General features: G+C 68.9%; 28 protein-coding genes and 1 tRNA gene. 10 read left to right on the top strand and 19 right to left on the bottom strand.

Annotated elements, in window-relative coordinates; genetic code table 11:
• Positions 1–97: 97 nt before the first annotated feature.
• Both QWJ90_RS06710 and QWJ90_RS06715 read left to right on the top strand, forming a co-directional pair.
• Positions 98–1,123, top strand: coding sequence for an NADPH:quinone reductase (locus tag QWJ90_RS06710; protein WP_290106921.1), 1,026 nt, complete (start codon positions 98–100; stop codon positions 1,121–1,123).
• A gap of 94 nt (positions 1,124–1,217) precedes the next feature.
• Entirely contained in the window at positions 1,218–2,135 is a 918-nt protein-coding gene (locus QWJ90_RS06715) for an SGNH/GDSL hydrolase family protein (RefSeq protein ID WP_290106922.1), read from the top strand.
• A gap of 6 nt (positions 2,136–2,141) precedes the next feature.
• Here QWJ90_RS06715 and QWJ90_RS06720 read toward each other — a convergent pair whose 3' ends face one another.
• A complete protein-coding gene (locus QWJ90_RS06720) occupies positions 2,142–2,387 on the bottom strand; it encodes a hypothetical protein (RefSeq protein ID WP_290106923.1) in 246 nt (81 codons plus the stop codon).
• 150 nt (positions 2,388–2,537) lie between these two features.
• On the opposite strand from QWJ90_RS06720, the gene QWJ90_RS06725 reads away from it, so the two are divergent.
• The 3 genes from QWJ90_RS06725 (at position 2,538) to QWJ90_RS06735 (ending at position 5,689) form a co-directional block, all read left to right on the top strand.
• The gene (locus QWJ90_RS06725) at positions 2,538–3,491 is read left to right on the top strand and encodes a LysR family transcriptional regulator (protein WP_290106924.1); all 954 of its coding nucleotides are present in this window, start codon (positions 2,538–2,540) and stop codon (positions 3,489–3,491) included.
• A gap of 127 nt (positions 3,492–3,618) precedes the next feature.
• Positions 3,619–4,599, top strand: a complete 981-nt coding sequence (locus QWJ90_RS06730; protein ID WP_290107081.1) for a putative oxygenase MesX — start codon at positions 3,619–3,621, stop codon at positions 4,597–4,599.
• A 25-nt stretch (positions 4,600–4,624) separates the two neighbouring features.
• Positions 4,625–5,689 (top strand): methionine synthase, encoded by a 1,065-nt coding sequence (locus QWJ90_RS06735; RefSeq protein ID WP_290106925.1) that lies wholly within the window; start codon positions 4,625–4,627, stop codon positions 5,687–5,689.
• A 12-nt stretch (positions 5,690–5,701) separates the two neighbouring features.
• Here the strand turns inward: QWJ90_RS06735 and QWJ90_RS06740 are convergent, their stop codons facing one another.
• The 10 genes from QWJ90_RS06740 to QWJ90_RS06785 form a co-directional block, all read right to left on the bottom strand.
• Positions 5,702–6,442, bottom strand: coding sequence for an FAD:protein FMN transferase (locus QWJ90_RS06740; protein WP_290106926.1), 741 nt, complete (start codon positions 6,440–6,442; stop codon positions 5,702–5,704).
• Entirely contained in the window at positions 6,439–7,098 is a 660-nt protein-coding gene (locus QWJ90_RS06745; RefSeq protein ID WP_290106927.1) for an FMN-binding protein, read from the bottom strand. The genes QWJ90_RS06740 and QWJ90_RS06745 overlap by 4 nt, the downstream gene beginning before the upstream one ends.
• Positions 7,095–8,519, bottom strand: coding sequence for a ferredoxin reductase family protein (locus QWJ90_RS06750; protein WP_290106928.1), 1,425 nt, complete (start codon positions 8,517–8,519; stop codon positions 7,095–7,097). The genes QWJ90_RS06745 and QWJ90_RS06750 overlap by 4 nt, the downstream gene beginning before the upstream one ends.
• Before the next feature lie 146 nt (positions 8,520–8,665).
• A complete protein-coding gene (locus tag QWJ90_RS06755; protein ID WP_290106929.1) occupies positions 8,666–9,736 on the bottom strand; it encodes a spore photoproduct lyase family protein in 1,071 nt (356 codons plus the stop codon).
• 103 nt (positions 9,737–9,839) lie between these two features.
• Positions 9,840–10,796 (bottom strand): sugar kinase, encoded by a 957-nt coding sequence (locus tag QWJ90_RS06760; RefSeq protein WP_290106930.1) that lies wholly within the window; start codon positions 10,794–10,796, stop codon positions 9,840–9,842.
• Positions 10,793–11,413, bottom strand: coding sequence for a bifunctional 4-hydroxy-2-oxoglutarate aldolase/2-dehydro-3-deoxy-phosphogluconate aldolase (locus QWJ90_RS06765; protein WP_290106931.1), 621 nt, complete (start codon positions 11,411–11,413; stop codon positions 10,793–10,795). Before QWJ90_RS06765 ends, QWJ90_RS06760 begins: the two co-directional genes overlap by 4 nt.
• Positions 11,403–12,644, bottom strand: a complete 1,242-nt coding sequence (gene manD / locus QWJ90_RS06770; protein ID WP_290106932.1) for a D-mannonate dehydratase ManD — start codon at positions 12,642–12,644, stop codon at positions 11,403–11,405. The genes QWJ90_RS06765 and manD overlap by 11 nt, the downstream gene beginning before the upstream one ends.
• Before the next feature lie 34 nt (positions 12,645–12,678).
• Complete coding sequence (locus tag QWJ90_RS06775; protein WP_290106933.1) at positions 12,679–14,073, bottom strand: MFS transporter; 1,395 nt, start codon at positions 14,071–14,073, stop codon at positions 12,679–12,681.
• Positions 14,074–14,139: 66 nt separating this feature from the next.
• A complete protein-coding gene (locus tag QWJ90_RS06780; protein WP_290106934.1) occupies positions 14,140–15,144 on the bottom strand; it encodes an L-idonate 5-dehydrogenase in 1,005 nt (334 codons plus the stop codon).
• On the bottom strand, positions 15,141–16,622 hold the full coding sequence (locus QWJ90_RS06785) for a mannitol dehydrogenase family protein (RefSeq protein ID WP_290106935.1): 1,482 nt from the start codon (positions 16,620–16,622) through the stop codon (positions 15,141–15,143). The genes QWJ90_RS06780 and QWJ90_RS06785 overlap by 4 nt, the downstream gene beginning before the upstream one ends.
• A gap of 148 nt (positions 16,623–16,770) precedes the next feature.
• Here QWJ90_RS06785 and QWJ90_RS06790 point away from each other — a divergent pair, with 148 nt between their 5' ends.
• On the top strand, positions 16,771–17,745 hold the full coding sequence (locus QWJ90_RS06790; protein ID WP_290106936.1) for a LacI family DNA-binding transcriptional regulator: 975 nt from the start codon (positions 16,771–16,773) through the stop codon (positions 17,743–17,745).
• Between the two features lie 711 nt (positions 17,746–18,456).
• On the opposite strand, the gene QWJ90_RS06795 is transcribed toward QWJ90_RS06790, so the two are convergent.
• Entirely contained in the window at positions 18,457–18,651 is a 195-nt protein-coding gene (locus QWJ90_RS06795) for a hypothetical protein (RefSeq protein WP_290106937.1), read from the bottom strand.
• A 319-nt stretch (positions 18,652–18,970) separates the two neighbouring features.
• On the opposite strand from QWJ90_RS06795, the gene QWJ90_RS06800 reads away from it, so the two are divergent.
• Entirely contained in the window at positions 18,971–19,261 is a 291-nt protein-coding gene (locus QWJ90_RS06800; protein WP_290106938.1) for a hypothetical protein, read from the top strand.
• Positions 19,262–19,270: 9 nt separating this feature from the next.
• Here QWJ90_RS06800 and QWJ90_RS06805 read toward each other — a convergent pair whose 3' ends face one another.
• The 3 genes from QWJ90_RS06805 to QWJ90_RS06815 form a co-directional block, all read right to left on the bottom strand.
• Entirely contained in the window at positions 19,271–20,155 is an 885-nt protein-coding gene (locus QWJ90_RS06805) for a DUF4393 domain-containing protein (RefSeq protein WP_290106939.1), read from the bottom strand.
• Positions 20,156–20,205: 50 nt separating this feature from the next.
• Positions 20,206–20,412, bottom strand: a complete 207-nt coding sequence (locus tag QWJ90_RS06810; protein ID WP_290106940.1) for a three-helix bundle dimerization domain-containing protein — start codon at positions 20,410–20,412, stop codon at positions 20,206–20,208.
• A 246-nt stretch (positions 20,413–20,658) separates the two neighbouring features.
• Positions 20,659–20,937, bottom strand: a complete 279-nt coding sequence (locus tag QWJ90_RS06815; protein ID WP_290106941.1) for a hypothetical protein — start codon at positions 20,935–20,937, stop codon at positions 20,659–20,661.
• 379 nt (positions 20,938–21,316) lie between these two features.
• Here QWJ90_RS06815 and QWJ90_RS06820 point away from each other — a divergent pair, with 379 nt between their 5' ends.
• On the top strand, positions 21,317–21,619 hold the full coding sequence (locus QWJ90_RS06820; RefSeq protein ID WP_290106942.1) for a DUF7882 family protein: 303 nt from the start codon (positions 21,317–21,319) through the stop codon (positions 21,617–21,619).
• Between the two features lie 71 nt (positions 21,620–21,690).
• On the opposite strand, the gene QWJ90_RS06825 is transcribed toward QWJ90_RS06820, so the two are convergent.
• From QWJ90_RS06825 to QWJ90_RS06835, 3 genes are all read right to left on the bottom strand, one after another.
• Entirely contained in the window at positions 21,691–22,107 is a 417-nt protein-coding gene (locus tag QWJ90_RS06825) for a hypothetical protein (RefSeq protein WP_290106943.1), read from the bottom strand.
• Complete coding sequence (locus tag QWJ90_RS06830; protein ID WP_290106944.1) at positions 22,104–22,385, bottom strand: hypothetical protein; 282 nt, start codon at positions 22,383–22,385, stop codon at positions 22,104–22,106. The genes QWJ90_RS06825 and QWJ90_RS06830 overlap by 4 nt, the downstream gene beginning before the upstream one ends.
• A gap of 116 nt (positions 22,386–22,501) precedes the next feature.
• On the bottom strand, positions 22,502–23,215 hold the full coding sequence (locus QWJ90_RS06835; protein WP_290106945.1) for a hypothetical protein: 714 nt from the start codon (positions 23,213–23,215) through the stop codon (positions 22,502–22,504).
• Between the two features lie 372 nt (positions 23,216–23,587).
• Here QWJ90_RS06835 and QWJ90_RS06840 point away from each other — a divergent pair, with 372 nt between their 5' ends.
• Positions 23,588–24,073: an ImmA/IrrE family metallo-endopeptidase gene (locus tag QWJ90_RS06840; RefSeq protein ID WP_290106946.1), complete on the top strand. Its 486-nt coding sequence runs from the start codon at positions 23,588–23,590 to the stop codon at positions 24,071–24,073.
• On the top strand, positions 24,073–25,233 hold the full coding sequence (locus tag QWJ90_RS06845) for a tyrosine-type recombinase/integrase (protein ID WP_290106947.1): 1,161 nt from the start codon (positions 24,073–24,075) through the stop codon (positions 25,231–25,233). The genes QWJ90_RS06840 and QWJ90_RS06845 overlap by 1 nt, the downstream gene beginning before the upstream one ends.
• A 56-nt stretch (positions 25,234–25,289) precedes the next feature.
• Here QWJ90_RS06845 and QWJ90_RS06850 read toward each other — a convergent pair.
• Positions 25,290–25,361: transfer RNA gene (locus tag QWJ90_RS06850), tRNA-Gln, on the bottom strand.
• Positions 25,362–25,429 lie beyond the last annotated feature (68 nt).

A 25,429-nucleotide genomic window follows, 5' to 3' on the forward strand; every position in this document is an offset into this window, starting at 1 on the left:
CCCATTGGGACCGGTACCAAGGGTGCCATGGTCGCCGCCCGCATGCAACTCAAGTCGACGTGGAATGAGCGAGGGCATCTGCGGCGTTGACGAAGACATGAAAGCGATCGCGTACACCCGAACCGGCGACTCATCCGTCCTCGACCTCGTGGAGCGCGAGGTCCCCTCTCCCGGGCTCGGCGAGGTGCGGGTGCGAGTAGCGGTCTCGGGCGTCAATCCCACGGATTGGAAGTCGCGCGAGGGCTCACGGCGCATGGCGTTCGACGAGGTCGTGCCCAACCAGGACGGCGCCGGCACCGTCGACGCGGTGGGCGACGGCGTGGCGGACCTCGCCGTCGGGGACCGCGTCTGGCTCTTCCTCGCTCAGCACGGGAGCCCTTCCGGCACCGCTCAGGAGTACACGGTCGTGCCCGCGGCGCGGGCGGTGCGCCTTCCCGTCGGCGCCGACTTCGCGCTCGGGGCCAGCCTCGGCGTCCCGGCGATGACCGCTCACCGCGCGCTCACCGTGCACGAGTTCGGTCCGTCGCGCCTGACGCCCGGTGCACTCGAGGGCCGCGCCGTCCTCGTGGCGGGCGGCGCGGGCGCTGTCGGCCATGCGGCCATCCAGCTCGCGGTGTGGGCGGGCGCCGCGGTCATCGCCACCGTGAGCAGCGACGAGAAGGCCGTGCTCGCGCGCGCGGCGGGCGCGCAGCACGTCGTGCGGTACACGGACGACGACGCGGTCGAGCAGATCCGCGCGCTCGCGCCGAAGGGGATCGATCAGATCGTCGAGGTCGCTCCGGCCGCGAACGCGGACCTCGATCTGCAGGTGATCGCCAACCACGGCAGCATCGCCTACTACGCGAACGAGGGCGGCGACGCGTTCACGCTGCCGGTGCAGCCGTCGTTCGCGCGGAACGTGCGCATGCAGGGCGTGCTCGTCTACACAGTGGGGGAGGCGGCCTGGCGCGCGGCGGCCGAGGACATCACCGCCGCACTGCAGGATGGCGCGCTTCCCGTCGGCGAGGGCGCCGGGCTCCCCCTCACCTGGTTCCCCCTCGCGGAGACCGCTCGCGCACACGACGCCGTCCAGGCGGGGACGGTGGGCAAGGTGCTGATCGACGTCAGCGGCGAAGGGCACTGACCCTGGTCTGACGCGCACTCCTCCCCTGTCGGGCCGGTCCTGGCGAGGTCTACCATCGGCGGCACATCCAGGCTCTGTCGTTCGAGGAGGAATGATGAGAACGCGTCTTGCCGCGGTGCTCGCGGCGATCGCTGTGGGGGCCTGCGCCCTCGCCGCCGCGCCCGCAGCGGCAGCCCCCGCCCCGGGCACACCGTACGTCGCCCTCGGCGACTCGATCGCGTCGGGAAACGGCCTCCTGCCCTACCTCGACGCGGACTGCCTGCGCTCGAAGCGGTCCTATCCCGAGCTCCTGGCGGATGATCTCGGTGTCCCCGTCCGGTCCGAGGCCTGCTCCGGCGCGACGACGGGCGACGCGCTCGAGCAGGCGGCCGATCTCGCGGAGTCGGGGGCGCTCGGCGCGGCGACGGAACTCGTGACCCTCACCGTGGGCGTGAATGACACCGCCTGGCGCGACGCTCTCCTCGTGTGCAGCGACGCACCCATCCCGGTCCCGTACTCCTGCGCCGAGATGCTCGCCCTCGTGCAGCAGACGATCGCCGCCGTCCTCTCCGACCGGATCGCGGCGGTGATCCAGGCCGTCCACGCGTCGGCGCCGGGCGCACAGATCGTCGTCACGGGATACCCCGTGCCGTTCGGCGACGTCATCGGCAGCTGCCGTCTCGGGGTGCTCAACGTCGCGGAGCTCGGCATCCGCACGCCGATCGCCTTCGACCGCGCCGCAGCTGCGGCGATCGACGAGACCGCGCTGCGACTGAACGAGGCCATCGCCGCCGGCGTCGCCCTCTCCGGCGTCGACAGCGTCGTGTACCTCGACGTGAACGCCGATGTGCTCGACGCCGCCGGCCGCGTCGCGGCCGAAGGCTTCGACGGACACGGGTTCTGCGACACCGGAAGCCGCTGGATCAGCGGCTTCCTGCCCGCGCAGGCCGTGATCGCCGACCGCAGCTTCCACCCCGATGCCGCCGGCCAGGCGGCGTACGCGGATCTCGTCGCGGCGGTGATCGGCGGGTAGGGCCGCTCAGCCCTCCGTCGAGCCGGAGAACTCCCCCGCCGCGATGGCGTCGGCGTACTTCCGGATGTCGGGCCCGGGCTCGTAGTCGATGAACCGATCCTTCAGCAGCGCGTTGAGCTGCGCGAACGCGTCGTCGGAGGAGAGATCGCCCGAGCCCGCAACGGACCGCACGGCATCGCGCAGCACCGCATCGGCGTCGTCGAGGATCTTCGCACGGGCTTCGTCGTTCCAGGTGACGTCGGAGATGTCCATGGCGATGACGGTAGAGGGCGCGACGGCGCCGCAGAGAGGGCTTGCCTCGCCCGCGCAGGGCGTGCATCATGCAGCGGCTCGGGGCGAGCCGCGCCATCGGCGCCACACCGCCGCCGACCGACCATCCACACGGTGAGATAGCTTGTGGCTGTGACACGGGGCGGCATCGGGACGGCGAGCGGCATCACCCTGCAGCAGCTGCGGTACTTCGTCGAAATCGCCGCCGAGGGGTCCATCTCGGCCGCCGCGGACCTCCTCTACGTGTCGCAGCCGACGATGTCCGCGGCGATGAAAGACCTCGAGCGGCGCGTCGGCCGCGCCCTCTTCACCCGGTCGGCCCGCGGCGTCGCGCTCACGGAGGACGGCGCCGAGTTCCTCGGCTACGCCCGCCAGGTCGTCGAGCAGGCGGAGCTCCTCGAGCAGCGCTATCTCGGACGACCGCCGGCGCGCCGTCTCCTCGCCGTCTCCGCACAGCACTACTCCTTCGTCGTCGACGCCTTCGTCCGGATGGTCAAGGCCTCCGAGGCCGCGGAGTACGCGTTCACCCTCCGCGAGACACGCACGGGCGACATCATCGAGGACGTCCGCACGCTCCGCAGCGAGCTCGGCGTCCTCTACCGGAACGACTTCAACCGGAATGTCATCGACAAGCTCCTCCGGGACTCCGGACTCGTGTTCACCCCGATGTTCGTCGCCACGCCGCACATCTTCGTCGCGCGGACGAACCCGCTCGCGGCGCGCGAGCGGGTCACCCTCGACGATCTCGAGGAGCTCCCGCGGCTCACCTTCGACCAGGGGACGAACAACTCGTTCTACTTCGCCGAGGAGATCCTCTCCACCCGATCGGCGAAGCAGGACATCCGGGTGAGCGACCGGGCCACCATCTTCAACCTGATGATCGGTCTCGGTGGCTACACCATCTCCACCGGGATCGTCTCCGACGACCTCGATCCGTCGATCGTGGCCGTCCCCCTCGAGGTCGACGAGCGCATCGAGATCGGCTGGATCGGTCACAGCGCGATCCCCCTGACGACGCAGGCGGAGCGCTTCGTTGCGGAGATGCGCGACGTCGTCGCGGGCTTCGGAGTCGAGCTGCTCGCATAGCTTTTGCCTATGCTCTGCTGGCGATCATCCTGATGAGGCTATGACAGCAGGTTCCTCCTACGCTGGCGTCCGCGACGTGGGATCCCGCCCACCGCTCCCCCGTCAGGAACCGAGGCACCGCATCATGTTGGCGACCGACTTCACCTACAGCATCCGCACCACGCGCTTCGATGAGGATTACTCGCCGTCCGCCGGGTCCCGGATCACCACGAACTTCGCGAACCTGGCCCGCGGTGCCGGACGTCGACAGAACCTCCGCAACGCGCTGACGATGATCCGCGACCGCTTCCACGACCTCGCCGAGGGAGACCATCCGACCCCGGATCGCTACACGGTGGAGCTCGACATCGTCTCGGCGGATCTGCATCTGGATGCGGCTGAGGGCGGTGCGGGGGTCCCGCTCCTCGAGATGCTCGACGTGCAGATCGTCGACACGGCGACGGGCGACCGCATCCCGGGGATCACGGGGAACAACCTCTCCTCCTATGTGCGGGACTACGACTTCAGCGTGGTGCTGCCGGCGCACGCCGCGAGCGGCGGCTCGGGCGCTCCGAGCGACTTCGGCGATCTGCACGGGAAGCTGTACCGGCACTTCGTCGAGTCGGCTGCCTACCGCGAGCGGTTCGCGCAGCCGCCCGTCATCTGCATCAGCGTCTCCACCAGCAAGACGTATCGACGGATCGGCGAGCGCCATCCCGTCCTCGGAGTGGAGTACGAGCAGAGCGACTACTCCATGACCGACCGCTACTTCGGGAAGATGGGGCTGCAGGTCCGGTACTTCATGCCGCGCGGCTCCGTCGCCCCCCTCGCCTTCTACTTCGAGGGGGATCTGCTCGGCGACTACTCCGATCTCGCGCTGGCGGGAACGATCAGCACGATGGAGACCTTCCAGAGGATCTACCGACCGGAGATCTACAGCGCCCACTCGGCGGCCGGCGAGGTGTACCGGCCGAGCCTGGAGAACCAGGCGCACTCGACGCCCCCGGTCACGTACGACCGCGAGGAGCGCAGCCGGCTCGCCGTCACGCAGGGCAGATTCGTCGAGGAGCACTTCATGACCCCCTATCGGACCCTGCTGGATCAGTGGGCGGTCGGTCGTGCCGTCTGACCGGATGAGCCACGGAGGATCCCCGATGAACGCTCTCCTGCCCACCTCGATCGTCGGCAGTCTGCCCAAGCCCTCCTGGCTCGCGGAGCCGGAGAAGCTGTGGTCGCCCTGGAAGCTCGAGGGAGCGGAACTCGCTGAGGGCACGCGCGATGCGCTGAGGCTGGCCGTCGACGAGCAGCTCCACGCGGGCATCGACATCGTCAGCGACGGCGAGCAGACGCGGCAGCACTTCGTCACCACGTTCATCGAGCACCTCGGCGGGGTCGATTTCGAGCGGCGCGAGACGGTGCGGATCCGCGATCGCTACGATGCGAGCGTCCCGACGGTGGTGGGTGCGGTCACGCGCGAGCGATCGGTCTTCGTCGACGACGCGCGGGCCCTCCGGGAGCGGACCGATCGCCCCATCAAATGGGCACTGCCCGGGCCCATGACGATGATCGACACTCTGTACGACCGCCACTACGGAAGCCGCGAGAAGCTCGCCTGGGAGTTCGCGACCATCCTCAACCAGGAGGCGCGGGAGCTGGAGGCGGCGGGCGTCGACATCATCCAGTTCGATGAGCCCGCGTTCAACGTCTTCTTCGACGACGTGAGGGACTGGGGAGTGGCGACCCTCGAGCGGGCCGCGGAGGGGCTGCGCAGCGAGACCGCCGTGCACATCTGCTACGGCTACGGCATCAAGGCGAACAACGACTGGAAGGCGACGCTGGGCTCCGAGTGGCGCCAGTACGAGGAGTCGTTCCCGCTGCTGCAGCGCTCGACCATCGACATCGTGTCGCTGGAGCGCCACCACTCGCGCGTCCCGGTCGAGCTCATCGAGCTCCTGCGGGGCAAGAAGGTGATGGTCGGAGCCGTCGACGTCGCCAGCGACGCGATCGAGACGCCAGAGCAGGTCGCCGCCACCCTTCGGGACGTCCTCCCGTTCGTGGACGCCGACAGGCTCTACCCGAGCACGAACTGCGGGATGGCCCCGCTGACACGGGATGTCGCGCGCGGCAAGATGGTCGCCCTCGCCGCGGGTGCGGAGATCGTGCGAGCAGAGGTGTCCGGGACCGATTCCGTGCTCGCTGCCGCTCAGCACGGACGGTAGCGCAGGTGCTCGTCACGCCGGCGCCGTGATCGCCCTCCGCAGTCGCGGAGTCACGCGGAGGTCGCCCTCGGCGTCCACGGTGAGGACGTCGACGTCGAAGCGGCGCCCAGCCGCGTCGAGGGCGGGCAGCCCGCCCGCGAGGATCGCCGTGGCGAGCACGTCCACCTCCATGATGTCCACGCCGAGCACGGTCACCTGCACGAGGCGACCATGCTGGCGGGAGCGCCACACGTGCTCGCCCCTCTCGGCGGTTCCGGAGGTTGCGATGGCGCGCCACCGCCCGCCGAGGTCGACCCCGGTGAGCAGGCGGGTCACGTCGTGCGGATCGGCGATCCCGGCCGACCACGTCTGCCGGTCCGGCGCGCGGGTGAGCACGTCGCCGCCGATCTCGACGAGCCACGACGCAAGGCCCACCTCATCGAGCATCCGCCCCGCGTCCTGGATGGCGCGCGCCTTCACGGTGCCGGAGAGGTCGAGGGCCCCGTCTGGGCGATGCGGGGTGAAGTCACCGTCGGTCAGCTCGCGCCAGCGGAGCGCCTCGGCGTAGGCCGACCGGACCTCCTCTCCGGAGGAGCTGAGGGCGACCTCGCCGCGGGCGATGCGGCTGAGCTCCGAGCCCGGGCGGAACAGGCTGAACGTCTGCTCGAGGCGCTCCCAGTGGGATCGGATGCGTTCGACCACGTCGGCCGACGGCGGGCCCGTCGGCGTGCGCAGGGTCGCGCCGGTGCCCATGACGGGAACGATGACGCTCACCAGCCCGCCTCCTCCAGCGCCGACTCCAGCGATTGCAGGTAGGCCTCGCTCGTCACGGTCGCCCGGCTCACCGTCGACACGTCCGCCGACTGCGCCGACAGGACTTCCTGGCGGAGGATCGGCGCTGCCTGGTTGGAGATCATGACAGAGCGCTGCTCGGCGTCCGTGAGCTTCACGGCGGTGACGTCCGTGATGGCCCCTCCGGAGATCGTCACGGACACCTGCACCGAGCCGAAGCGGGTCTGGACCGCATCACCCGTGTAGGTGCCGTCTGCCGCGGAGGACGTGCCGGAGCCCGCGGACGAACCCGAGCTCGAGCTCGTCTCTCCGGAGCCGGTCGAGCCGCTGCTCGTCTCTCCGGAGCCGGTCGAGCCGCTGCTCGTGGAGCCGGAGCTCGCGGAGCCGGAGCTCGCGGAGCCGGAGCTCGCGGAGCCGCTGCTCGCGGAGCCGGAGCTCGCGGTGTCTCCTGAGCCGCTGCTGGACGAGCCCGTGGACCCGCTGCTCGGCGCATCCGAGCCGGACGTACCGGAGGTCGTGCCGCTCGTCGTCGACGCGGCGGAGAACTCGAGCGTCTGCCCCTGGGTGCCGAGCTGCCACCCGATGAGCAGCACAGCACCCGAGGCGGCGACGCTTGCGATCTTTGCTCGTGCACTCACCAGTCGAACCTCTCCACGTGGATCTGGGATTCGGGAACGCCGGCCGCGCGCGCGTCGCGGACGACGAGATCGGTCCAGACCTGCGGTCCGCAGACGAACAGGTCGGAGGACCGGAGGTCGGGGAAGACGGACTGGAGGGTGACGCCGCGGGCGAGGTCCTCGGCGGACATCCAGCTGTCCACGCCACGGGCGCGGGAGCCTGTCATGCCGTAGAGCAGGCCGCCCTTGCGTTCCACCAGCTGCCGCACCTCCGGCCAGTGGAACTGCTCCGCCTCGTTCCGTGCGCGGAGGAGGACGGTCGCCTCCCCCGGCTCGAGGGCCGCATCCTCCAGCAGGCTCCGAACGGGAGTCACGCCGATTCCGGCGGCGACCACCGCGAGGTGCGGCGACGTGCGGTTGGCGCCCGTGAAGATGCCGTACGGGCCCTCCAGCCACACGCGGGTGCCGATCGGGACACGGGTGAGGTCGGCGCTGCCGGCGCCGAGCGCGCGGACCGTGACGCGGACGGTGCGGTCGTCGCCGACGCTGGAGAAGGAGATGGGATGCGCGTGCCACCACGTGCGGCGGCTCCAGAACCGCCAGATCGCGTACTGACCGCCCGCGATGCCGAGCCGCGAGAGATCGCGGCCGGTGAGGTGGATAGCCACCACGCCGGGCCCGACGCTCTCGATTTCGGCGACCCGGAGGCCGTGACGCAGCGACGCGACGGTCGGCAGGAGGAAGCGGTACCAGGCGAGCGCTGCGAAGGCGGCCACGTAGAGCTCCACCCAGTAGACCCGCTCCCACGTGCCCTGAGCGAGGATGCCGCCGACGCTGAGCTGGTGCGGAAGTGCGAAGAGCACCGCCGCATAGCTGAGCAGGTGGATGGCGTGCCACACCTCGTAGGGGAACCGTCGCCGGACGGCGACGAGCGAGCTGACCACCACCGCGAGGAAGAGCGCCATCCCGACGAACGCGAACACCATGTCGCCGATGGAGAGCAGCGCGAGGGTCTCGTGGAGGGGGTCGAGCCCATCCGATGCACCGTAGCCGAGGGTGAGGAGCGCGCCATGCGCGAGCAGGAGGTAGAGGACCGGCTTGCCGAGCCTGCGGTGCAGGGCCATGGTGGCGTCCCGGCCGAACGTGCGGTCGACGACCGGCACCCGCGCGGCGAGGATCAGCATGACCAGGACAAGGTCGGTGCCGACGAGCCCGGCGATGATCCCGGCCGCGGTGAGGACGCCGGCGGGCGAGCCGACGTCGGCCGGTCCGCCGTAGGCGAGCCACAGGGCGATCGCCGCCGCGACCGAGGTGACGCAGAGGGCGGACAGCAGATCGGCCCTCGCGGCGCGTCGAGCGGCGAAGCGCCGGCGGGATGCCTCCGCCGAGGCGTGATGGGGTGCGCCCGTGATCGGTGCGGATGGCGTCGCTGTCGCTGTCATGGAGCCAGCGTGGGCGAGGACTCTATGCGGCTTCTATGCGCCATCGAGGACCCCGCCCTCATTCCGGGGATCATCCCGGGTGTGAAGATCAGGGGTGCAGGGGTTCGCGGGCGGCGGCATCCGCTGATCGCGCAGCCTCGGCGGGGTCAGAAGGCGTAGCGGATACGGCAGTACGGCAGCTTCTGCTCAATGAGCGCCGTCAACGTGGCGACGGCCTGTGACTTGAGGCCGTAGCGGTACCGCACGTTCGTCGCGCCGTTCTCCGAACGCTTCGGCTCCTGCAGGCCCGGGGTCCACAGCAGCTCCTCGGCGTTGGGGTGCCAGCCGAGGTTCACGTCGTGGAGCGCCTCGTTGTGCGTGAGGAAGATGACCTCAGCGGCCAGCTGCGACTTGGCGGCGGGTGAGAGCGCGACGTCGAGCTCGTCGAGCAGCTGGGCCCAGTCCTCGAGCCACGTGGGCGTGATGATGACCGGCGAGAAGTTGACGTGCACCTCGTAACCGGCCTCGACGAAGTCGTTGATCGCCGCGATGCGCTCGGACACGGGTGATGTGCGGATGTCGGTGACCTTCGCGGTCTCAGCAGGCATCAGCGAGAAGCGGATGCGGGTGCGCCCGGCCGGGTCCCAGTCGAGCAGATCGCGGTTGACGTACTTCGTCGCGAACGACGCCTTCGCGGTCGGCGACATCCGGAACAGGTCGCAGAGCTCCCGCACGTTCTCGCTGATCAGAGCGTCGACGGAGCAGTCGCTGTTCTCGCCGATGTCGTACACCCACGCGTCGGGGTCGCACTGGTTCGGGGTCGTCTTCTCGCCCTGCCTGGCGATGTGCCTGCCGACGTGCCGCGTGATCTGGTCGATGTTCGCGAACACCGTCACGGGGTTGCTGTAGCCCTTGCGCCGCGGCACATAGCAGTACGCGCACGCCATGGCGCAGCCGTTCGCCGTCGACGGCGCGATGAAGTCGGCGGACCGGCCGTTCGGCCGTGTGACCACGCTCTTCTTGACCCCGAGCACGAGGGCCTCCGTCTTGATGCGCACCCAGCGCCGCACGTTGGCCTCGTCGCCGTGCACCTCGGGGATCTGCCAGTGAGAGGCGACGGGCACGATGTCCGCGTCGGGCCAGCGGGCGACGATCTCCTGTCCTCGGGGAAGCGCCAGGGCGGCATCTTCGGCGTAGATGCGGGAGATCCGCAGCAGGGGTGGAGTCGCGACAGCCATACGCAGGGTGCAACGACGGGGGCGGGCATCCGATTCCCGATCAGCGAACGGCGGGCCGCCCCTCCCGCAGTGTGCGCCCGTGACGGACCGACCTGCGCGTCGTTCAGCGCTGCACGGGGTCGCCCGAGGGAGCCGCCAGCGCGGAAAGGTCGGCGCGCGTGGGCGAGGCCTCCCAGTCCCCCGCGCCCGTGCATGCCGCGGCGCCGCAGGCCACGGCGGTGTCGATGCGCGTGTTCAGGGTCGCGCCGACTGCCGTCTCCGCGAGCCATCCGGCCACGAACGCGTCGCCCGCGCCAACGGTGTCCACGACGTCGACGCGCAGGGCATCGCGCTCGACGATCTCGCCGTCCTCGTCGGCGATCGCGCCCGCGGAGCCGCGCTTCACCACTGCGCAGCGCGGACCGAGCGCGCGGATGGCGTCGAGCTGCGCGCGCGCGCCCCGCTCCCCCGTCAGCAGCTCCGCCTCGTCGTCACCGGCGAACACGACGTCCGCTCGGGCTGCCAGTGCGCGGTAGGCGGCGCGGGCATCGCGCCCGTCGCGCCAGAGCGCACTGCGGTGGTTCACATCGAAGGACACCAGGACTCCCGCCGCGCGCGCGCGCTCGACGGCCTCGTGCACGGCGCTGAGCGGGCTCTCGCCGAGACCGGCCGAGATCCCGGTGACGTGCACGATCCGCGCGCGCTCCACGAGGCCCGGAGCGATGTCCGAGGGCACCAGGCGGCTGCCGGCCTGGACGGACCGGTAGTAGGTCACCCGCGAGCTGCCCGGCCGCGGGCGCTCCTTGATCATGAGCGCGGTCGCCGCCTCCGCGTCGACCACCGCATGCACCTGCACGCCCTCCGCGCGGATCTCCCGGACGATGAGCTCACCCAACCCGTCGGCTCCCACGCGACCGGTCCAGGCCGCGGCGCCGCCGAGTCGGGCGACCCCGATCGCGACGTTGCTCTCCGCGCCGCCGAACCCGACCCGGGCGCCGCGCGCATGCGCGAGACGCCCGGTCGACTCCGGCACGACCAGTCCGAGGCTCTCACCGATCGCGAGGACGTCGACGGTGCTCATCCGCGCGACCCCGCCCTGCCCACGGCGGCGCGTGCGGCAGCAGCGACCGATTCCGCGCCCTCGCCGGCCCCGGCCGTGATCCAGCTTCCACTCGCCGCGAAGACGGCGGGATGCGCGAGGTGCTCGGCGAGGTTCTCCTGTCGGATGCCCCCCGAGGGCATGAATCGGACGTCGCGGTACACGTCGGCGTAGGCGGACAGGAGCCGCAGACCACCGAACATCCCCGCGGGGAAGAGCTTCAGCCGCGTGAGACCCAGGCGGATGGCCGCCTGCACCTCGGTCGGAGTCAGCACGCCGGGCACGATGGGAACGCCGGACGCCTGCGCGAAGCGGACCACCTCGGCGTCCAGTCCCGGCGTCACGAGGAAGCCCGCGCCGGCGTCGAGCGCGGCGCGCGCCTGCTCCACCGAGAGCACCGTCCCGGCGCCCACGAGCAGGTCCCCGCGCGCGGCCAGCTCCGCGAGGGCCGGCAGACCGTGCTCGCCGCGCAGGGCCACCTCGACGACGGGGAGACCGCCCGCGACGAGACCGTCGCCGACGGCGGCGACGTGCGAGGGGTCGGCGATGGACGCCAGCGGCACGACCCTGTGGTCGAACAGCGTCGGCTCACCAGTCATGAACGGTCCCATCCGTGAGGCGGTTCACCGGCAGGTACGCCTTGGTGTACTCGAAGGACGAAGCGGCCTCCTCGTCGAGCTCCACGCCGAGTCCCGGCACCTCGCCCGGGTGCAGGAAGCCCTGGTCGAAGGTGAAGGAGGTCTGGAAGACCTCCAGCGTCTTCTCGTTGTGGGGCATGTACTCCTGGATGCCGAAGTTGTGGATGGCGAGATCCAGATGCAGGGCGGCGGCCATCCCGACCGGCGAGATGTCGGTCGGCCCGTGGATGCCCGAGCGGATGCCGTAGATCGCCGCGAAGTCGAGGAGCTTCTTCATCGCGGTGATGCCGCCCGTGTGCGTGACGGCGGAGCGCACGTAGTCGATCAGCCGCTCGGTGATGAGCGTCTGGTAGTCGTGCACGGAGTTGAAGACCTCGCCGATCGCGAGCGGGGTCGTCGAGTGCTGCCGGACCAGGCGCAGGGCCGTCTGGTCCTCGCCGGGCGTGCAGTCCTCGAGCCAGAACAGGCTGTACGGCTCGATGTCCTTCGCGAATCGCGCCGCCTCGATCGGCGACATCCGGTGGTGGCCGTCGTGCAGGATGCGCAGACCCGTGCCGAAGTCGGACCGGATCCGCTCGAAGACGCCGGGCATGTGCGCGAGGTAGCTCTGGGTGTCCCAGGTCTCCTCCGTGGGCGCGGTCGCCGCGCTGCCGTCGGCCGCGCGCTTGGCCGGCTCGTAGTCGTAGCGCACGCCCGGGCCCGACGCCGAGACGCCGTAGATCTGCCCGAGGCCCGGGACGCCCGTCTGCACGCGCACAGCGGTGAACCCGAGCTCCTGGTAGCCCGTGATCGCGTTCTTCAGCGCCTGGTAGTCGGTGCCCGATGCGTGGGCATACACTCGCACGCCCTCGCGGCTCGCCCCTCCGAGAAGCTGGTAGAGCGGCATCCCCGCCTTCTTCGCCTTGATATCCCACAGCGCCATGTCGACCGCGGCGATCGCCGCCATCGTGACGGGCCCACGGCGCCAGTAGGGCCCGCGATAGAGGTACTGCCAGGTGTCCTCGATGCGGTCTTCGTCGCGACCGATGAGGGTCGAAGCGATGTGGTCGCTGAGGTACGACGCGACGGACAGCTCGCGTCCGTTGAGTGTCGCGTCTCCCCACCCCACGATGCCGTCACTCGTCGTGATCTTGAGGGTCACGAAGTTGCGGCCGGGGCTGGTGATCAGGACGTCGGCGCGTTCGATGCTCACGGGGCTGTTCCTTTCGACGGGGGTGGGGGCGCGATCAGATGGCGTCGCGCGGGTCCGTGAGGTCGCGACCGGCGACCTCCGGCATCCAGATGGCGGCGACGAGTGCGCAGAGCGTGAAGATGAGGAGCATGACGATGATCGGGATGAACGACCCGGTCGCCGCCGAGACCCAGGCCGCGGCGATGACGGGACCGGCTCCTGTCGCGGCGATCGCGGCGATCTCGCGAGCCATCGCGGTCCAGGTGTAGCGGTTGCGTGCACCGAAGATCTCCGGGAGCGTGAGGTTCTCCAGAGACGCGAAGCTCATCACCGCGAGGTTGTGCAGGACGACGTAGCCGATGAAGACCTGGGCGGTCTCCTTGCTGCTGATCATGAGCATCGTGGGGACGATCACGATGAGCGCGACCACGGCCCAGACCATGTACATGCGCTTGCGGCCGAAGCGGTCGCCGAGCCAGCCCGAGAGCGGGACGGTGATGAACGCGACGAGGGACGAGACGATGACGGCGTTGACGCCGATCGAGCGGTCCAGGAGCAGCACGACGGTGATGTAGCTGATGAGGTAGGTCTGGATCATGCCCGAGTTGCCAGCCTGACCGAAGCGCAGCAGCAGGGCGATGATGAACGCCTTGATCGGCTTGCGGTTCATCGCCTCGAGGGTGCGGATGTCGTTGGTCTCGGTGGCGAGCTTGATGGTCTCCGCCTTCGACAGCGCCTGGCCGTCGACGACGTCGTCGCGCTCCTCGAAGACCGGGCTCTCCTTCAGGTTGAAGCGCACCCACACGGCGAAGAGCATGATGACCACGCTGCCGATGAACGGGATGCGCCAGGCCCAATCGATTACCTGCTGCTCGTTGTAGACGACCAGCAGCACCGCCCAGATCGCGGAGGCGAGGAGCGTGCCGCAGTTCGTCCCGAGCGCGACGAGGGAGGCGATGATGCCGCGGCGGCGCGCGGGGGCGTACTCGGCGAGCATGACGCCCGCACCGGAGATCTCCGCTCCGGCTCCGAAGCCCTGGGCGATACGGAGAACCACGAGGAGGATCGGCGCGAGGATGCCCACCTGCGAGTACGTGGGCAGGACGCCGATCAGGGTGGTGGCGAGCCCCATGAGGAGGATCGTGTAGAAGAGGACCTTCGTACGACCGGTGCGGTCTCCGAGGCGGGCGAAGAAGAACGCGCCGACCGGGCGGGCGACGTAGCCGACGCCGTATGTGGCCATCGCGGCGACGACCGCCATGGCCGGGTCCTCGTTCGAGAAGAAGAGGTCGGCGAAGACCAGCGCAGCGGCCAGCGAATAGAGCTGGTAGTCCATGAACTCGAGCGCGGTGCCGAGCCACCCGGATACCGCCGCTCGCACGAGGTCGCGCACGGTGCGCTTCTCGGCAGGGTCATGGGTGGCGGTTCGGGTGTGCGGTGATTCTGACATTCGGTTACTCCTTTGCACCGTCTGTTGGGATGTGACTTGAGGAAGAGAGCGGGGTGGGTGCGGGTCTCAGAGCGAGATGAGCACCTTGGCCGACGTTGCGGAGTCGCGGGCCGTCGCGAAGGCGGTTTCGGCGTCGCCAGCGGGGATGACGTGCGTGATGACCGCGTCGAGTGCGTCCGAGTCGGCCAGCAGTGCGATCGCGTCGTCGATCTCGGAAGCGAAGCGGAAGGCTCCGCGCAGGGTCAGCTCCTTGGCGAGCATCGGGGCGAGGTTGACCTCGATCCCGGCGTTCGGCAGCATCCCGACCTGCACGATCGTGCCCGCGCGCTTCGCGGCGCGCACGGCCTGCGTGAGCGACACGGGCACCCCCGAGCATTCGAAGACCACGTCATACGACTCGTCGTCGATCTTGTCGCGTCCGACGAGGACGAGGTCGGTGGCCCCGAGCGCGGCCGCCCTCGTCAGCGGCTCATCGCGCACATCGCTCGCGCCGATCGCCGTGGCGCCGGCCGCGTGCGCGGCCGCGACGACGAGCAGGCCGATCGGGCCCGCACCGATCACGAGGGCGCGCTTGCCCTCCAGGTCGCCCACGAGGCTCACCGCGTGCAGCGCGACGGCGAGCGGCTCGGCGAGGGCGGCGCGCTCGAGAGGCAGTGCCTCGGGAAGCACCCGGATCATCTGGCGCTCCACGACGAGGTACTCCGCCGCGCCGCCCTGACGGTGGGGCATGGTGGCGGCGCTCCCCAGGTAGTCGCCACCCGCACGCAGATGCGGGTGCGCCTCCAGTCCAGGAGCGTCCGGGCCGAAGCGCGCGGGATGCACGGTGACGAGCGTGCCGGGCGCGAGCTCTCCGGACGGGTCCAGATCGACGACGGCCGAGAGCTCGTGGCCGGGAGTCAATGGCTCGCGGATGGCATACTCGCCGTTCGCACCGTGGAAGTAGTAGTGGAGATCGGAGCCGCAGATGCCCATGAATCGCACGCGCAGGCGCACCTCGCCCGGTCCCGGCTCGGGGAGGTCGGCGTCCTCCCACCGGATGTCCTGCTTGCCGTGGATGGCCAGCTTCTTCATGCGCTGAGCTCCTTCTCGTGCGTGGTCGACTTCTCGGATGCGGCGGCGCAGTCGCGGATCGCCGCGCCGACGCCATGGGTGCTGATGATGTCGACGAGTTCGCCGACGCGGGCGATGAAGGCTGACTCCTCCGCCAGCTCCTGCCCGAGCAGCTGCATCTCGGCGATGCCCGCACGAGCCAGGTCCACCCCGCTCCGGGCAGTGGCGGCGGCGGCCGCGAGGCGCGGACGTGCGGCGTCGTTCATGGCGCGCGCGTGCGGACCGGGCTCGAAGCCAGGAAGCGGCGCGATGCAGGCGAGGTACCCAGCCACGGTCAGCGCGATCTGCTGCGGCATGGCGCCTGCACGCAGGGTGAGGACCGCGGGCTCGGGCACGCGCTGGCGCAGCTTGACCGACCCGTCGGTGCCGACCTGCGATGTGCGGTGGCGAAGCGCGATGTTCGCCCAGCGGTCGAAGAGCTGGCGCTCGTAATCCTCGATGTCCACGCCAGAGGGCACCTGGATGGAGGGAAGGTACTCGTTCGCGAGCACACGACGTGCGGCACCCTCGATGTCAGGACGCACGATCGCCTCGGGGATGGTCTCCGCGCCACTGAGAGCGCCCAGGTAGGCGATGAGCGAATGCGTGCCGTTGAGCAGCCGCACCTTCATCTGCTCGTAGCGGCCCACCTCGTCCGTGAAGACGGCACCGCCGGCCTCCCACGCGGGGCGGCCCGCGGCGAAGCGGTCCTCGATGGCCCACATCGAGAAGGGCTCCGCGGGGACGGGGATCTCGTCGCGTCGGCCGAGGGCCGCGGATACGTCGTCGCGAAGCTGATCGGTCGTCGACGGCACGATGCGGTCGACCATGCTCGACGGGAAGGCGACTGCCTGGTCCAGGAACGCGAGGGCCTCGTCGCCTTCGCCGCCGGGCAGCAGCTGGAGGAATTCCCGCACGAGGCGCTCGGTGTGGGCGCCGTTCTCGGCGAGATTGTCGCAGCTGAGGATCGTCACCGGCGATCCCCCGTCGGACGCGCGCCGCTGCAGTCCGCGCGCGAGTCCTCCGATCGTCGTGCGCGGCAGTCCCCCGCGCAGGTCCGCGGCGATGCCCGCTTCCGCGACGTCGAGGTGCCCGGTGGCCGCGGAGTAGCTGTACCCGTTCTCCGTCACCGTCAAGGTCACCACCCGGATCGCGGGGTCGGCGATGCTCCCGACGAGCCGCTCGGGCGTCTCCGACGCGACGAAGGCGTCGGAGTGCACGGCGGGGACGCTCAGGGACATGCCGTGCGGCGAGATCTCCGCGACGGCGTACTCGAGCCTCTGCGCTCGCAGGGCATCGACGACGGCACGGGACCGCGACGCCACTCCGACGATCCCCCAGTCGCCGCCGTGGGCGTCGAGGGCGGCACGCGTGTAGACGGCCTGATGCGCGCGGTGGAAGTTGCCGAGCCCCAGATGCAGGATTCCCGCCACGGGGGGTGTGGTGTTCGCGCTGCTCATCGGGCTCCTCCTGCGATCCGCGCCCGACAGCTCGCGAGATCCTCGTCGATCGACATGAGAATCATCATGAATGGTTTGTACAAGGGTTGTCAACTCTTGCATCTGCCTTTCATGCGCCATCATGGGAGGACCAGAGAGAAGGACAGTCGTGGCCGCAACACTGACCGAAGTCGCCCGCCGTGCCGAGGTGTCGCTCGCAACGGCTTCACGCGCCTTCAGCGACCCCAGCCGGCTCGCCGACGCGACCCTCGAGCGCGTCTTGAGCGCAGCGAGCGAACTCGGCTACGAGACCCCGCAGGGCGCGGCCTCGGAGAAGACCTTCGGCGTCCTGGTCCCCGACGTGGCGAGCCCCGTCTACGCCACTCTCCTCAAGGGCATCCATGGCCAGGCCTGGCACGGGCGGCACCGGACGGTGCTCTTCGACACCGACGAGGACCTCCACCGGGAGCGTGAGCAGATCGAACGCGCGCGGAAGCTCGACGGCCTCCTGCTGTGCTCTCCTCGCCTTCCCGATGCCGACATCCGGGCACTCGTCGGCGACATCCCCCTGGTCGTGGTGAATCGCGTCATCGACGGAGTGCCCGGTGTGGTGATGGACACCGAGAACGGGCCACGCCAGGCGGTGGAGCACCTTGTCGCACTCGGACACCGACACATCGCCTACGCCGCGGGGCCCGCGCTGTCGTGGGCTGACGCGAGGCGAGGCGCTGCCATCGCCGCGGCGTGCGAGCATCTCGGCGTGCGATTCACGCGCGTGAACCATCAGGCGGCGTCGATCCAGGGTGGCCGCGCCGCGGCCGCGCTCGTCGTAGCCACCGGCGCCACGGCGGTGATCGCCTACAACGACCTCATCGCGCTCGGCATCGACGCCGGCATCGGCGATCTCGGCCGCACCTGCCCCGACGATCTCAGCATCGTGGGCGTCGACGACATCGACATGGCCTCCGCTCGCCAGCCGGGCCTCACGACCGTGCGCCTGTCGATCGAGCGCTGCGGCGCACTGGGCGTCGAGGTGCTCCTGCGCCGGATGGCCGGAGCCGATGCGCAGGACGTGGCGAGCCTCGACTCGCAGCTCATCGTCCGTGGCTCCACCGCCCCGCCGAGGGAGTTCCCGGTCCGCTGACGAGGGCGACCCCTGTCCATCCCGCCGATCGGCGCCCGGGAGTCGGCCGCGGACCGCGCCCTCCCGTCGCGCGCCATCAGCGCATAACGGTCGTACCCCGGCCACCAGATCGAGCGCAGCCTCGGCGCGGGCGGCCTCCACGAGCGAGGCGTCGGCCGCCCCAGCGATCGTGCTCGATCCGCTGAGCGCTCCCGCACCATGCGAAGTGAGCTGTGTCACCGTCCGCCGGAGCCCTGCGACCGCGTCATCCTGAGAGCCGGCGGCAGCGTGCAGCTGACGGAGCTCGCCGGCGTCGTCGCACAGACGCGCGCGAGCGTCCGTCGGCGAGCTGAGCGACCTGTCTCGCTTCTGGTCTCGCACCCGGTCAGACGGGTCCGGAAGCCTCTAGCGAGGGCGGATTCTGCTGCGGAATCCTGCGGAATTCAGTGCTGGGGTACCTGGACTCGAACCAAGAACAACTGAACCAGAATCAGGCGACCCGACCTAAGAGGAGGTCAAGCGCACTTGATTTCCTGCGGAATAGGGGCGCAGCAGCCCCGCTAGATCCAGACAGATTCGGACGCATAAGGTGCAGCGTAGGGTGCAGTCACGCGGGCGGCTCTGCTTGGACGTCGCCGGATACTTCTCCGCGTCGATCAGCTGTGGCGGTATCGAAGTAGGCATCGCCGGCAATCCTCTCCCTCACCACCAGCACCCGCTCGAGCAAGGTAGTCAGTCGTCGGAGTCCCAGTGCTCACTGCCGACGGCATTGTCCGCGAACTCCCGAACGCCCTGGTCGACCTCAGCCTGATGCTCGGCATCGAGCTGCTCGTAGAGTTCGTCGAACTCGTCCTCATCGAGCGAGCCCATTTCAGTGAGTAGCTCGACGACTATGCCGTCCTGTTGCATCTTGTTCAGCTTCGCCATGCGGTTGATCCTACGGACGGCTCCAACCCGTGCCGGCTCCCATGGGCTCGTCGTCGTGCTGATCGGGTCAATTCGCCCACGGACACCGTCGTCGTGACCGCCACCTCCCGCGTGCAGGCGGAGCTCCGCGACGCGCTCAAGGCGCAGGAGCATATCGGGAGGGCATACCCTCTCCTAATGCCCTCACCTGGTCCGAGGTCCGCGACCTGCTCTCCGTCGCCGGCGCGACCGACGTCGACCAACTCATCGACATGCTGCGGGAGTACCTCGACCAGGCGCCGTAATCCTGACGTCACAGACCCGGCGTACGCTCGCGACCATGTCGCACGGCCCGCTCCACCCCGACACCCTGCTCGGTATCCGCCTGGCGTCGATCTGCAGCCGTCACCGGTTCGATGCGGACGCCGAGGGCGCCCTTGCGGAGCTGCGCGCCGCGTACGCCGGCCGGATGGACATCCTCGCCCGAGAAATCGGGACGTGGATCGGGTACTACGAGGATGAGCACGCCCGGGCGCTCTGTGACGGGCTGCGGCGAATTCCCGGCGTCGAGGAGTGGACACCGCTCGGGCGCGCTCGTCGCGGCGCAGGGCGGCACGAGACACCGCGGTAGCAGCGCGCCTCACGAATCCTCGACGATGCCCACCGTGCGAGCGAACTTCAGACCGAACGCCGAAGGAGAGATCTTGCCGCGCTGGAAGACAACACGACGGACATCTGGGGTGACGGAGTCGGCCAAGCTGATTTCCGCTTCCGCCCAGTCCTGCGACCGTTGCACCCACAGGTAGGCGTTGTTCGACCCCGGTTTGAGCTCTTGGGTGTACGAGATCTCGACGAGTCCCAGGCGTACCCAGTTGTCGACCCACTCGGGACGCGATTTGACGTCGGAGGGCTCGAAGTAGGGGTCGGGTTGCGTGAGCTTCGGCAGGACATGCGACTTGATCGCGACGAACGGCCACTCACTCTCGTGCTCACCTCTGCCTCTGTCGTATGCGAAGCGGATTTCCGCGAGGGGCACCGCCGAATGCCCGAGGTTGAACAGCGCGGAAAGGCGTATCACCTCATCCGGATCGAGCTGAGCGATGACGCTTGTGAAGCTGGGATGTACGCGCTCCGCCTCGCGATCGTCCATGGCGCGAGCCAGTAGCTCGAGGTACAGCTTGCGCAGCGCGGGTTCGTCGACTGTGTCAGCGAGGCCTTGCAGTGCCGGTCCCGCTACATAGGTCTTCGGCAGAGAGCGATTCTCCTCCGGGATGAGCTGCAGCCGCTCCTCGAGCTCGGAGGCGAACCGCTCCTCGAAGTACCTTTCGACGCCGTCGGAGGCATAATTCAGCACGCGCAATGGAAAGGTCAGGTGATAGGCCGTCTTCCCGATTGCCGCCAGCGCCTTGGCTGCGTAGTCGCCCGCTTCTCGCATGCTCGGGTTGTCCTTCGCCAGCTTGACCATTTCGGTCAAGGCGCTGACGCTGTCACGTCCGGGCATCGGTGCTAGCGGATCTTCCGTCACGGCGCTCAGCCTACTGGAGGCATGAGAAGGTGCACTTGCTTGCGTTACCGCTACACGGGGCGCTCGAGACGCGCGGGGGCTTCGCGTTCGACGAGGACGGGCACGAAGTCGCGTACTCGTGCGCGGGCGAAGCTGTCGCGCGCCTGCTGCACAGCGGCCGCGATGGTGTCGCCGGGGATGGCGGGGAACCGCTCACCGAGGCGTTCCCTGATCTCCGCGGCCGCGCGTTCCTGGTCGAGCGTCGTGTTTCCCGTCATGAGCTCATGGTGCGACCGGACAGCGGGCCCTGCAAGGGGATGCGCTGGTGGGAACTGAACGCCCCTTCCGGGAGCCTCGCTCGCTGAGGAGGGCTCACCACCGGGAGGGGCGACCAAAGCGACATCAGGCCCTGCATCCCCAGATCCTGCTGCGCTCACGTTCATCGTTGCCTCTATCGAGCGCCAGCGCTAGAGGATCAGTGCTGCGGCGAGCACTGAGAATCGTCGGACGCATTGCGAGGGTGGCTAGTAGTCCAGAAGCCCGTCGTATGGGTCTTCTTCGTCGCCCGTGTCACGAGGGTCGTACTCCACCGTCTCCAGCGAGACCGTCACCCGGGTGGTCGGCCCCACCAGGACGCTCACCGCGCGGTTCCCTACAACGGTGAACTCGACGAATCGACCACCCTCGTGCACAGCTGACTCGATGCGGTGCTTCAGGTCTTGGATGTCCTGGTTCTGCGCGAGCAGAAAGGTGGCGGCGTCGAAGGTGATATCCGACTGGACCATCGTCTGCAGTGCGCTCATTCACCCACCGTACGGTGCGATCTCGCGCGGCTCGTGGGGTTGCGTTCGGCCCCGAGCAGTGCGTGGCACGTCGCCCGCGCAGACAGGCGCCTCTCCCGGGGAGTCGACACCCAAAAGAGACGCCTGCAGGTGAAGCACTCGCCGCGAACAGGTTGGCCTCTCGGTTGTCCTCCGGTGAGCGCTTCCCCACCACCTTGGCATCAGCGGTGGAACCGATATCCAGGGCTTGCCGCTGCAGCGGAGATCTTGTTGAATACGCGCCTTGTGTTCGCGGCCGGATAAGCCAGATACCCCTTCGAGAAGCTCGCCGGAAGGGGGTTGCCAGGGAAGCTGTCGGCGTGTTTAATGCACCGCTCGCGCGCAGGAGTACCGTTCACGTATGGGCGTTCTCTACTACGACACCACCCTCGGCGCTCTGAGGGTCGACGACCGCACATTGCAGCACCTCAAGACGGTGATCATCACCAAACTGCGCCGCGGGGAGAAGTTCGCCCTGTCCTGGGACGCCCAAGAAGACGGCGGACGGCCGACCACAATCTGGATCGACCCAGCCATCCAGCTCCGCTTCGAGTTCGACAGTCCCGAGCCGGCCGAACTCAATCAGCAGTGGCTTCGCCGCATGACAGACAGCGTCACGCTCCACGGAGGCATCCACCTCGTAAGCGAGCACCCGACGGAGTAGTTCAACGACGAAACCGCCCCCTCTTGGCCGAAGCCGAGAGGGGGCGGTTTTGTGCCATCGAACTCTGATCGTCATGCCGCGAGAAGCTCGCGGACGTCATGCAACTCATCCATGTATGCGGCGACGCTGTCAACAGTCTCGGCGGCCGCGTCCTTCATAACGTGCGCACCCCAGAATCCGCCGATCGCGAAGACGACCCCGGCAACCAGCGCAGCGACAAGCGCAGGCCACACCCAAGCGAACTCCATTTGTTGAGCGTCGGTTAGCGCTCGGTAAGCGGGGGCCCACGAAACCATGCTGAAAATCGCAGAGACGCCGACGCCCACGAACGCCCATGCAGCTGCCGAGAACTCACGTCGTTGCTTCTTCAGCCGCTCAACCCGCGCGCGGAGGCGCACCCAGTCAGACTGTCGCATAACGAAGGTCTCCTCCTGCTTGACCTGAACAGTGAATGTCTGCTCGAACGAGAGTGATCTGCCCGCGCTCACCGCTCTGCCCTCGGTTCGGATTTCTCCACGAGTCCGGCTGCGATGGCGTTGAACAGGTGCATGTACCCGCAGTTCTTGCACATCACCAGATATGCCGGGTAGATGCCCTGCTGCCCGCCAACAATGAGGTCACCGCCCGAAAACTCCCGCAACTCCGCTATACCGTTCTGGACGCTCCACGTGCGCGCGTTGCAGATCGGACACACCCGGTCCGCAACCCACTTCTCCTCGAGCCAGGCAAGCGCCTTCTGTTGCATCTCCGGGGACATGTCAGCCACCGCGCCAGCCTAGCCCGCAGCTTCGGGCCACCAAGTGTCCTGACCGAAACACCGCCCCTCCCCGACCGAAGTCACGGGAGGGGCGGTGTTGTGCTGTCTGTGCGGATAGGTGAGGGTCAGACGATGCCGTGTTCCCAGTTGTCGACGCGCTGGGCGTTGTCGCCTGCCTGGGAGTTGTTGCGCCGCATGCCAAGCGCGACGCCGGTAGCGGTGAGCGGGGCAGCGGGCGCGTGTGAGACCTTCTCCGTCCCGTTGACGAGGAGCCGCACCGTCCCGCCGTCTGCTTCCATCCGGAGCGTGTACGGCAGAGCGGGTGCCGTCTCGACGAAGGATGCGAGGACCGCGCCCCCGGCGAGGTCGAAGATCTCCCACGCCCCCGTTGTCGGGTTGTAGCGCCCGAGGTACCCGCTGAGCTCGCCGTTGTACCGCACCACGACGACCGGGTGATAGGTGCCGGCCGCTCCGATCGCGGTGACGTCCATCTCGGCGTAATGGTCCGCCCACGCGGGCTGGGTGGGCGGCTGCACCAGGTGGAGCGCCACCGATGAGGTGTTCAGCCCGAGCTGGTTGCTTGCGATCACGAACGAGTTCGTCACCGGCGCGCCCGTCCGATAGGTCCACCCGGTCGGGAGCGTCGTCCCGTCTGCCATGTCGAAGGACTGGGTGTACAGCACGCCCGGCTCCGGGGCCGGGTCCGTCGGCTCATACACCGCCGTGCTCGTTCCCGCTTCGATCAGGGGCGCGTCGGTCAGGTGCACCTCCCACACCTCGGACAGCGACGGGTCCAGGATGCTGTACGGCTGGACGCGGATGAGCCCTTCCCGCCGCAAAGACTCCGCGTCGATGTCGGCCCCGCCGAAGCCTGCACCGCCGGTGCCGTCGTACAGGGTGTGACGGTTCCACCGGAGCCCATCCGTGGTGGTGAACAGGTAGAGCGGTCTTCGTCGGCGTCGGGTTCATCACCGAAGAGGAAGCCGACCACCTGGGCCGCGCGCACAGCCTCGACGAGTACACCGACCTTGAACTCGCGCGTGAGATCGTCCGCCGTATCGAGCAGGGCGAGGCGACGACGGCCCTTACCGGCGACTTGCCGACAGATGTCGGTGACCCCGGGCAGGATGACGACGACGCGCACACGGGGAACCAGGGCGACTACGCGCGCGCCGCACGCAAGCGCTCGAAGGACCGCGGAGAGGGAGACATTGACCACGCGTAACAACGTCCGTGCCCGGCTGCTCGACTACGCCGACGCCCTCGGAGTTCGCGTCATCTACGCCGACCTCACCGCGCTCGACCGTGACGGCGAGTACGACCACAGGACCCGCACCATCCGGCTGCAGCACGGCATGGCGCCGCGGCTCTGGGCGTCCGTGATGGCGCACGAGCTCGCGCACGCCGTGTTCGAGGACGTGCCCAGCAAGTTCGGGCCCGTGAACGCGAAGCAGGAACGCCGCGCAGACGAGTGGGCGGCGCTCCGCCTCATCTCGTTCTGCGCCTACAAGGAAGCCGAGCTGCACTACGGCGGCAACACCCGCGGCATCGCGGTCGCGCTCGGCGTCATCGAAGACATCGTCCTCGCGTTCCAGCGGATCCTGCTCCGCCTCGGCGACACCGTCTACGTGAAGCCCCGCATGGGAGCCGGCCAGTGGGACGTCAGGATCGACCTCGAGGAAGCGGGCGTCGCCTGATGGCCCGTGCAGCGAAGGGCGAAGGGTCGGCGTTCAAGACCGCAGAGGGCCTCTACCGCGGGTACGTGACCGTCAACGGCAAGCGGAAGTACTTCTCCGCCAAGACGAAAGCGGAGGCGGCGCAGAAGAAGCGGCAGCTGCTTCAGCAGCGGGATACGACCGGCATCGCCACAGGGAAGGGCTACTCCGTCGGGGAATGGGTGCAGCACTGGCTTGACATCAGCAAGAGCAGCCACAAGCCGAAGACGCACTCGGGCTACCAGTACACGCTCGACCACTACATGTCCGAGCCGTTCAAAGCGACACCCCTCGCGAAGCTCAACGTCGAGCGGATCGAGGAGGAGTACAAGCGCCTCACGGACGCAGGGCTCTCCGGCTCCACGCGCGCGCAGGTGCACTCGGTGCTGCACAGCGCGCTCAAGGTCGCGCAGCAGCGCGGGCACGTGGGCATCAACCTCGCGGCTCTCGTCGTCGACAAGCCGAAAGCCGCGAAAGCGAAGGTGCGCCCGCTCTCCGAAGCGGACGTGTTCGCGATCGAGAAGGTGATCGCCGGCACCCGGCTCGAAGCGCGCTGGCACCTCGCGCTCGCGCTCGGACTCCGGCCGTCCGAAGCGCTCGGACTCGAGTGGCAGGACGTCGACTTCGGTCGGAGCACCGTTCACGTGCATCAGCAGCTGCAAGCCGTGGACAAGGAGATGATCCTCGTCCCGACCGCGAAGACCGACGCCGGTAATCGGGTCATCCCTCTCCCCGACTACGTGGCCGCGTCCCTGCTCGAGCGTCGCCGAGCCCAGATGGTCGAGATGCTCGCGGAGAAGTGGGAGCCCTGGTCACCGGACGCCGAGCCGCACGCATGGGTGTTCACTTCGGCGCGGCGTCCAGGAAGGCCCGTCACAGACGACGGCGACTCATCACAGTGGCGGAAGATCCTCCAGTCCGCGGGAGTGCCGCACACGCGCCGCTACACATCCCGCCACACCGCCGCATCAGTCCTCATCGCGCACGGCGTCGACCCGGCTTCAGTGGCGGCGATCCTCGGCCACAACGACCCAGGCTTCACGATGCGCACCTACGTGCACGGCATCGACGAAAGGGTGCAGTCCGCGGTGGCGATTCTCAATAGGGTGCAGAACAAGGTGCAGCAGCCTCAAGAGGTCTGACGGACAGTTCCCTAGAAACGCGAAAAACCCCCGGCTATGCCGGGGGTTTTAGCTTGCTGGGGTACCTGGACTCGAACCAAGAACAACTGAACCAGAATCAGCCGTGTTGCCAATTACACCATACCCCAAGAGGCTTTCGGCCTAAGCCGTGCCGAGGGACAACATTACCCGAACCGCGACGGACGGCCAAACCGGC

The sequence above is a fragment of the Microbacterium oryzae genome, assembly GCF_030406385.1.
GTDB classification, from domain to species: domain Bacteria; phylum Actinomycetota; class Actinomycetes; order Actinomycetales; family Microbacteriaceae; genus Microbacterium; species Microbacterium oryzae_A.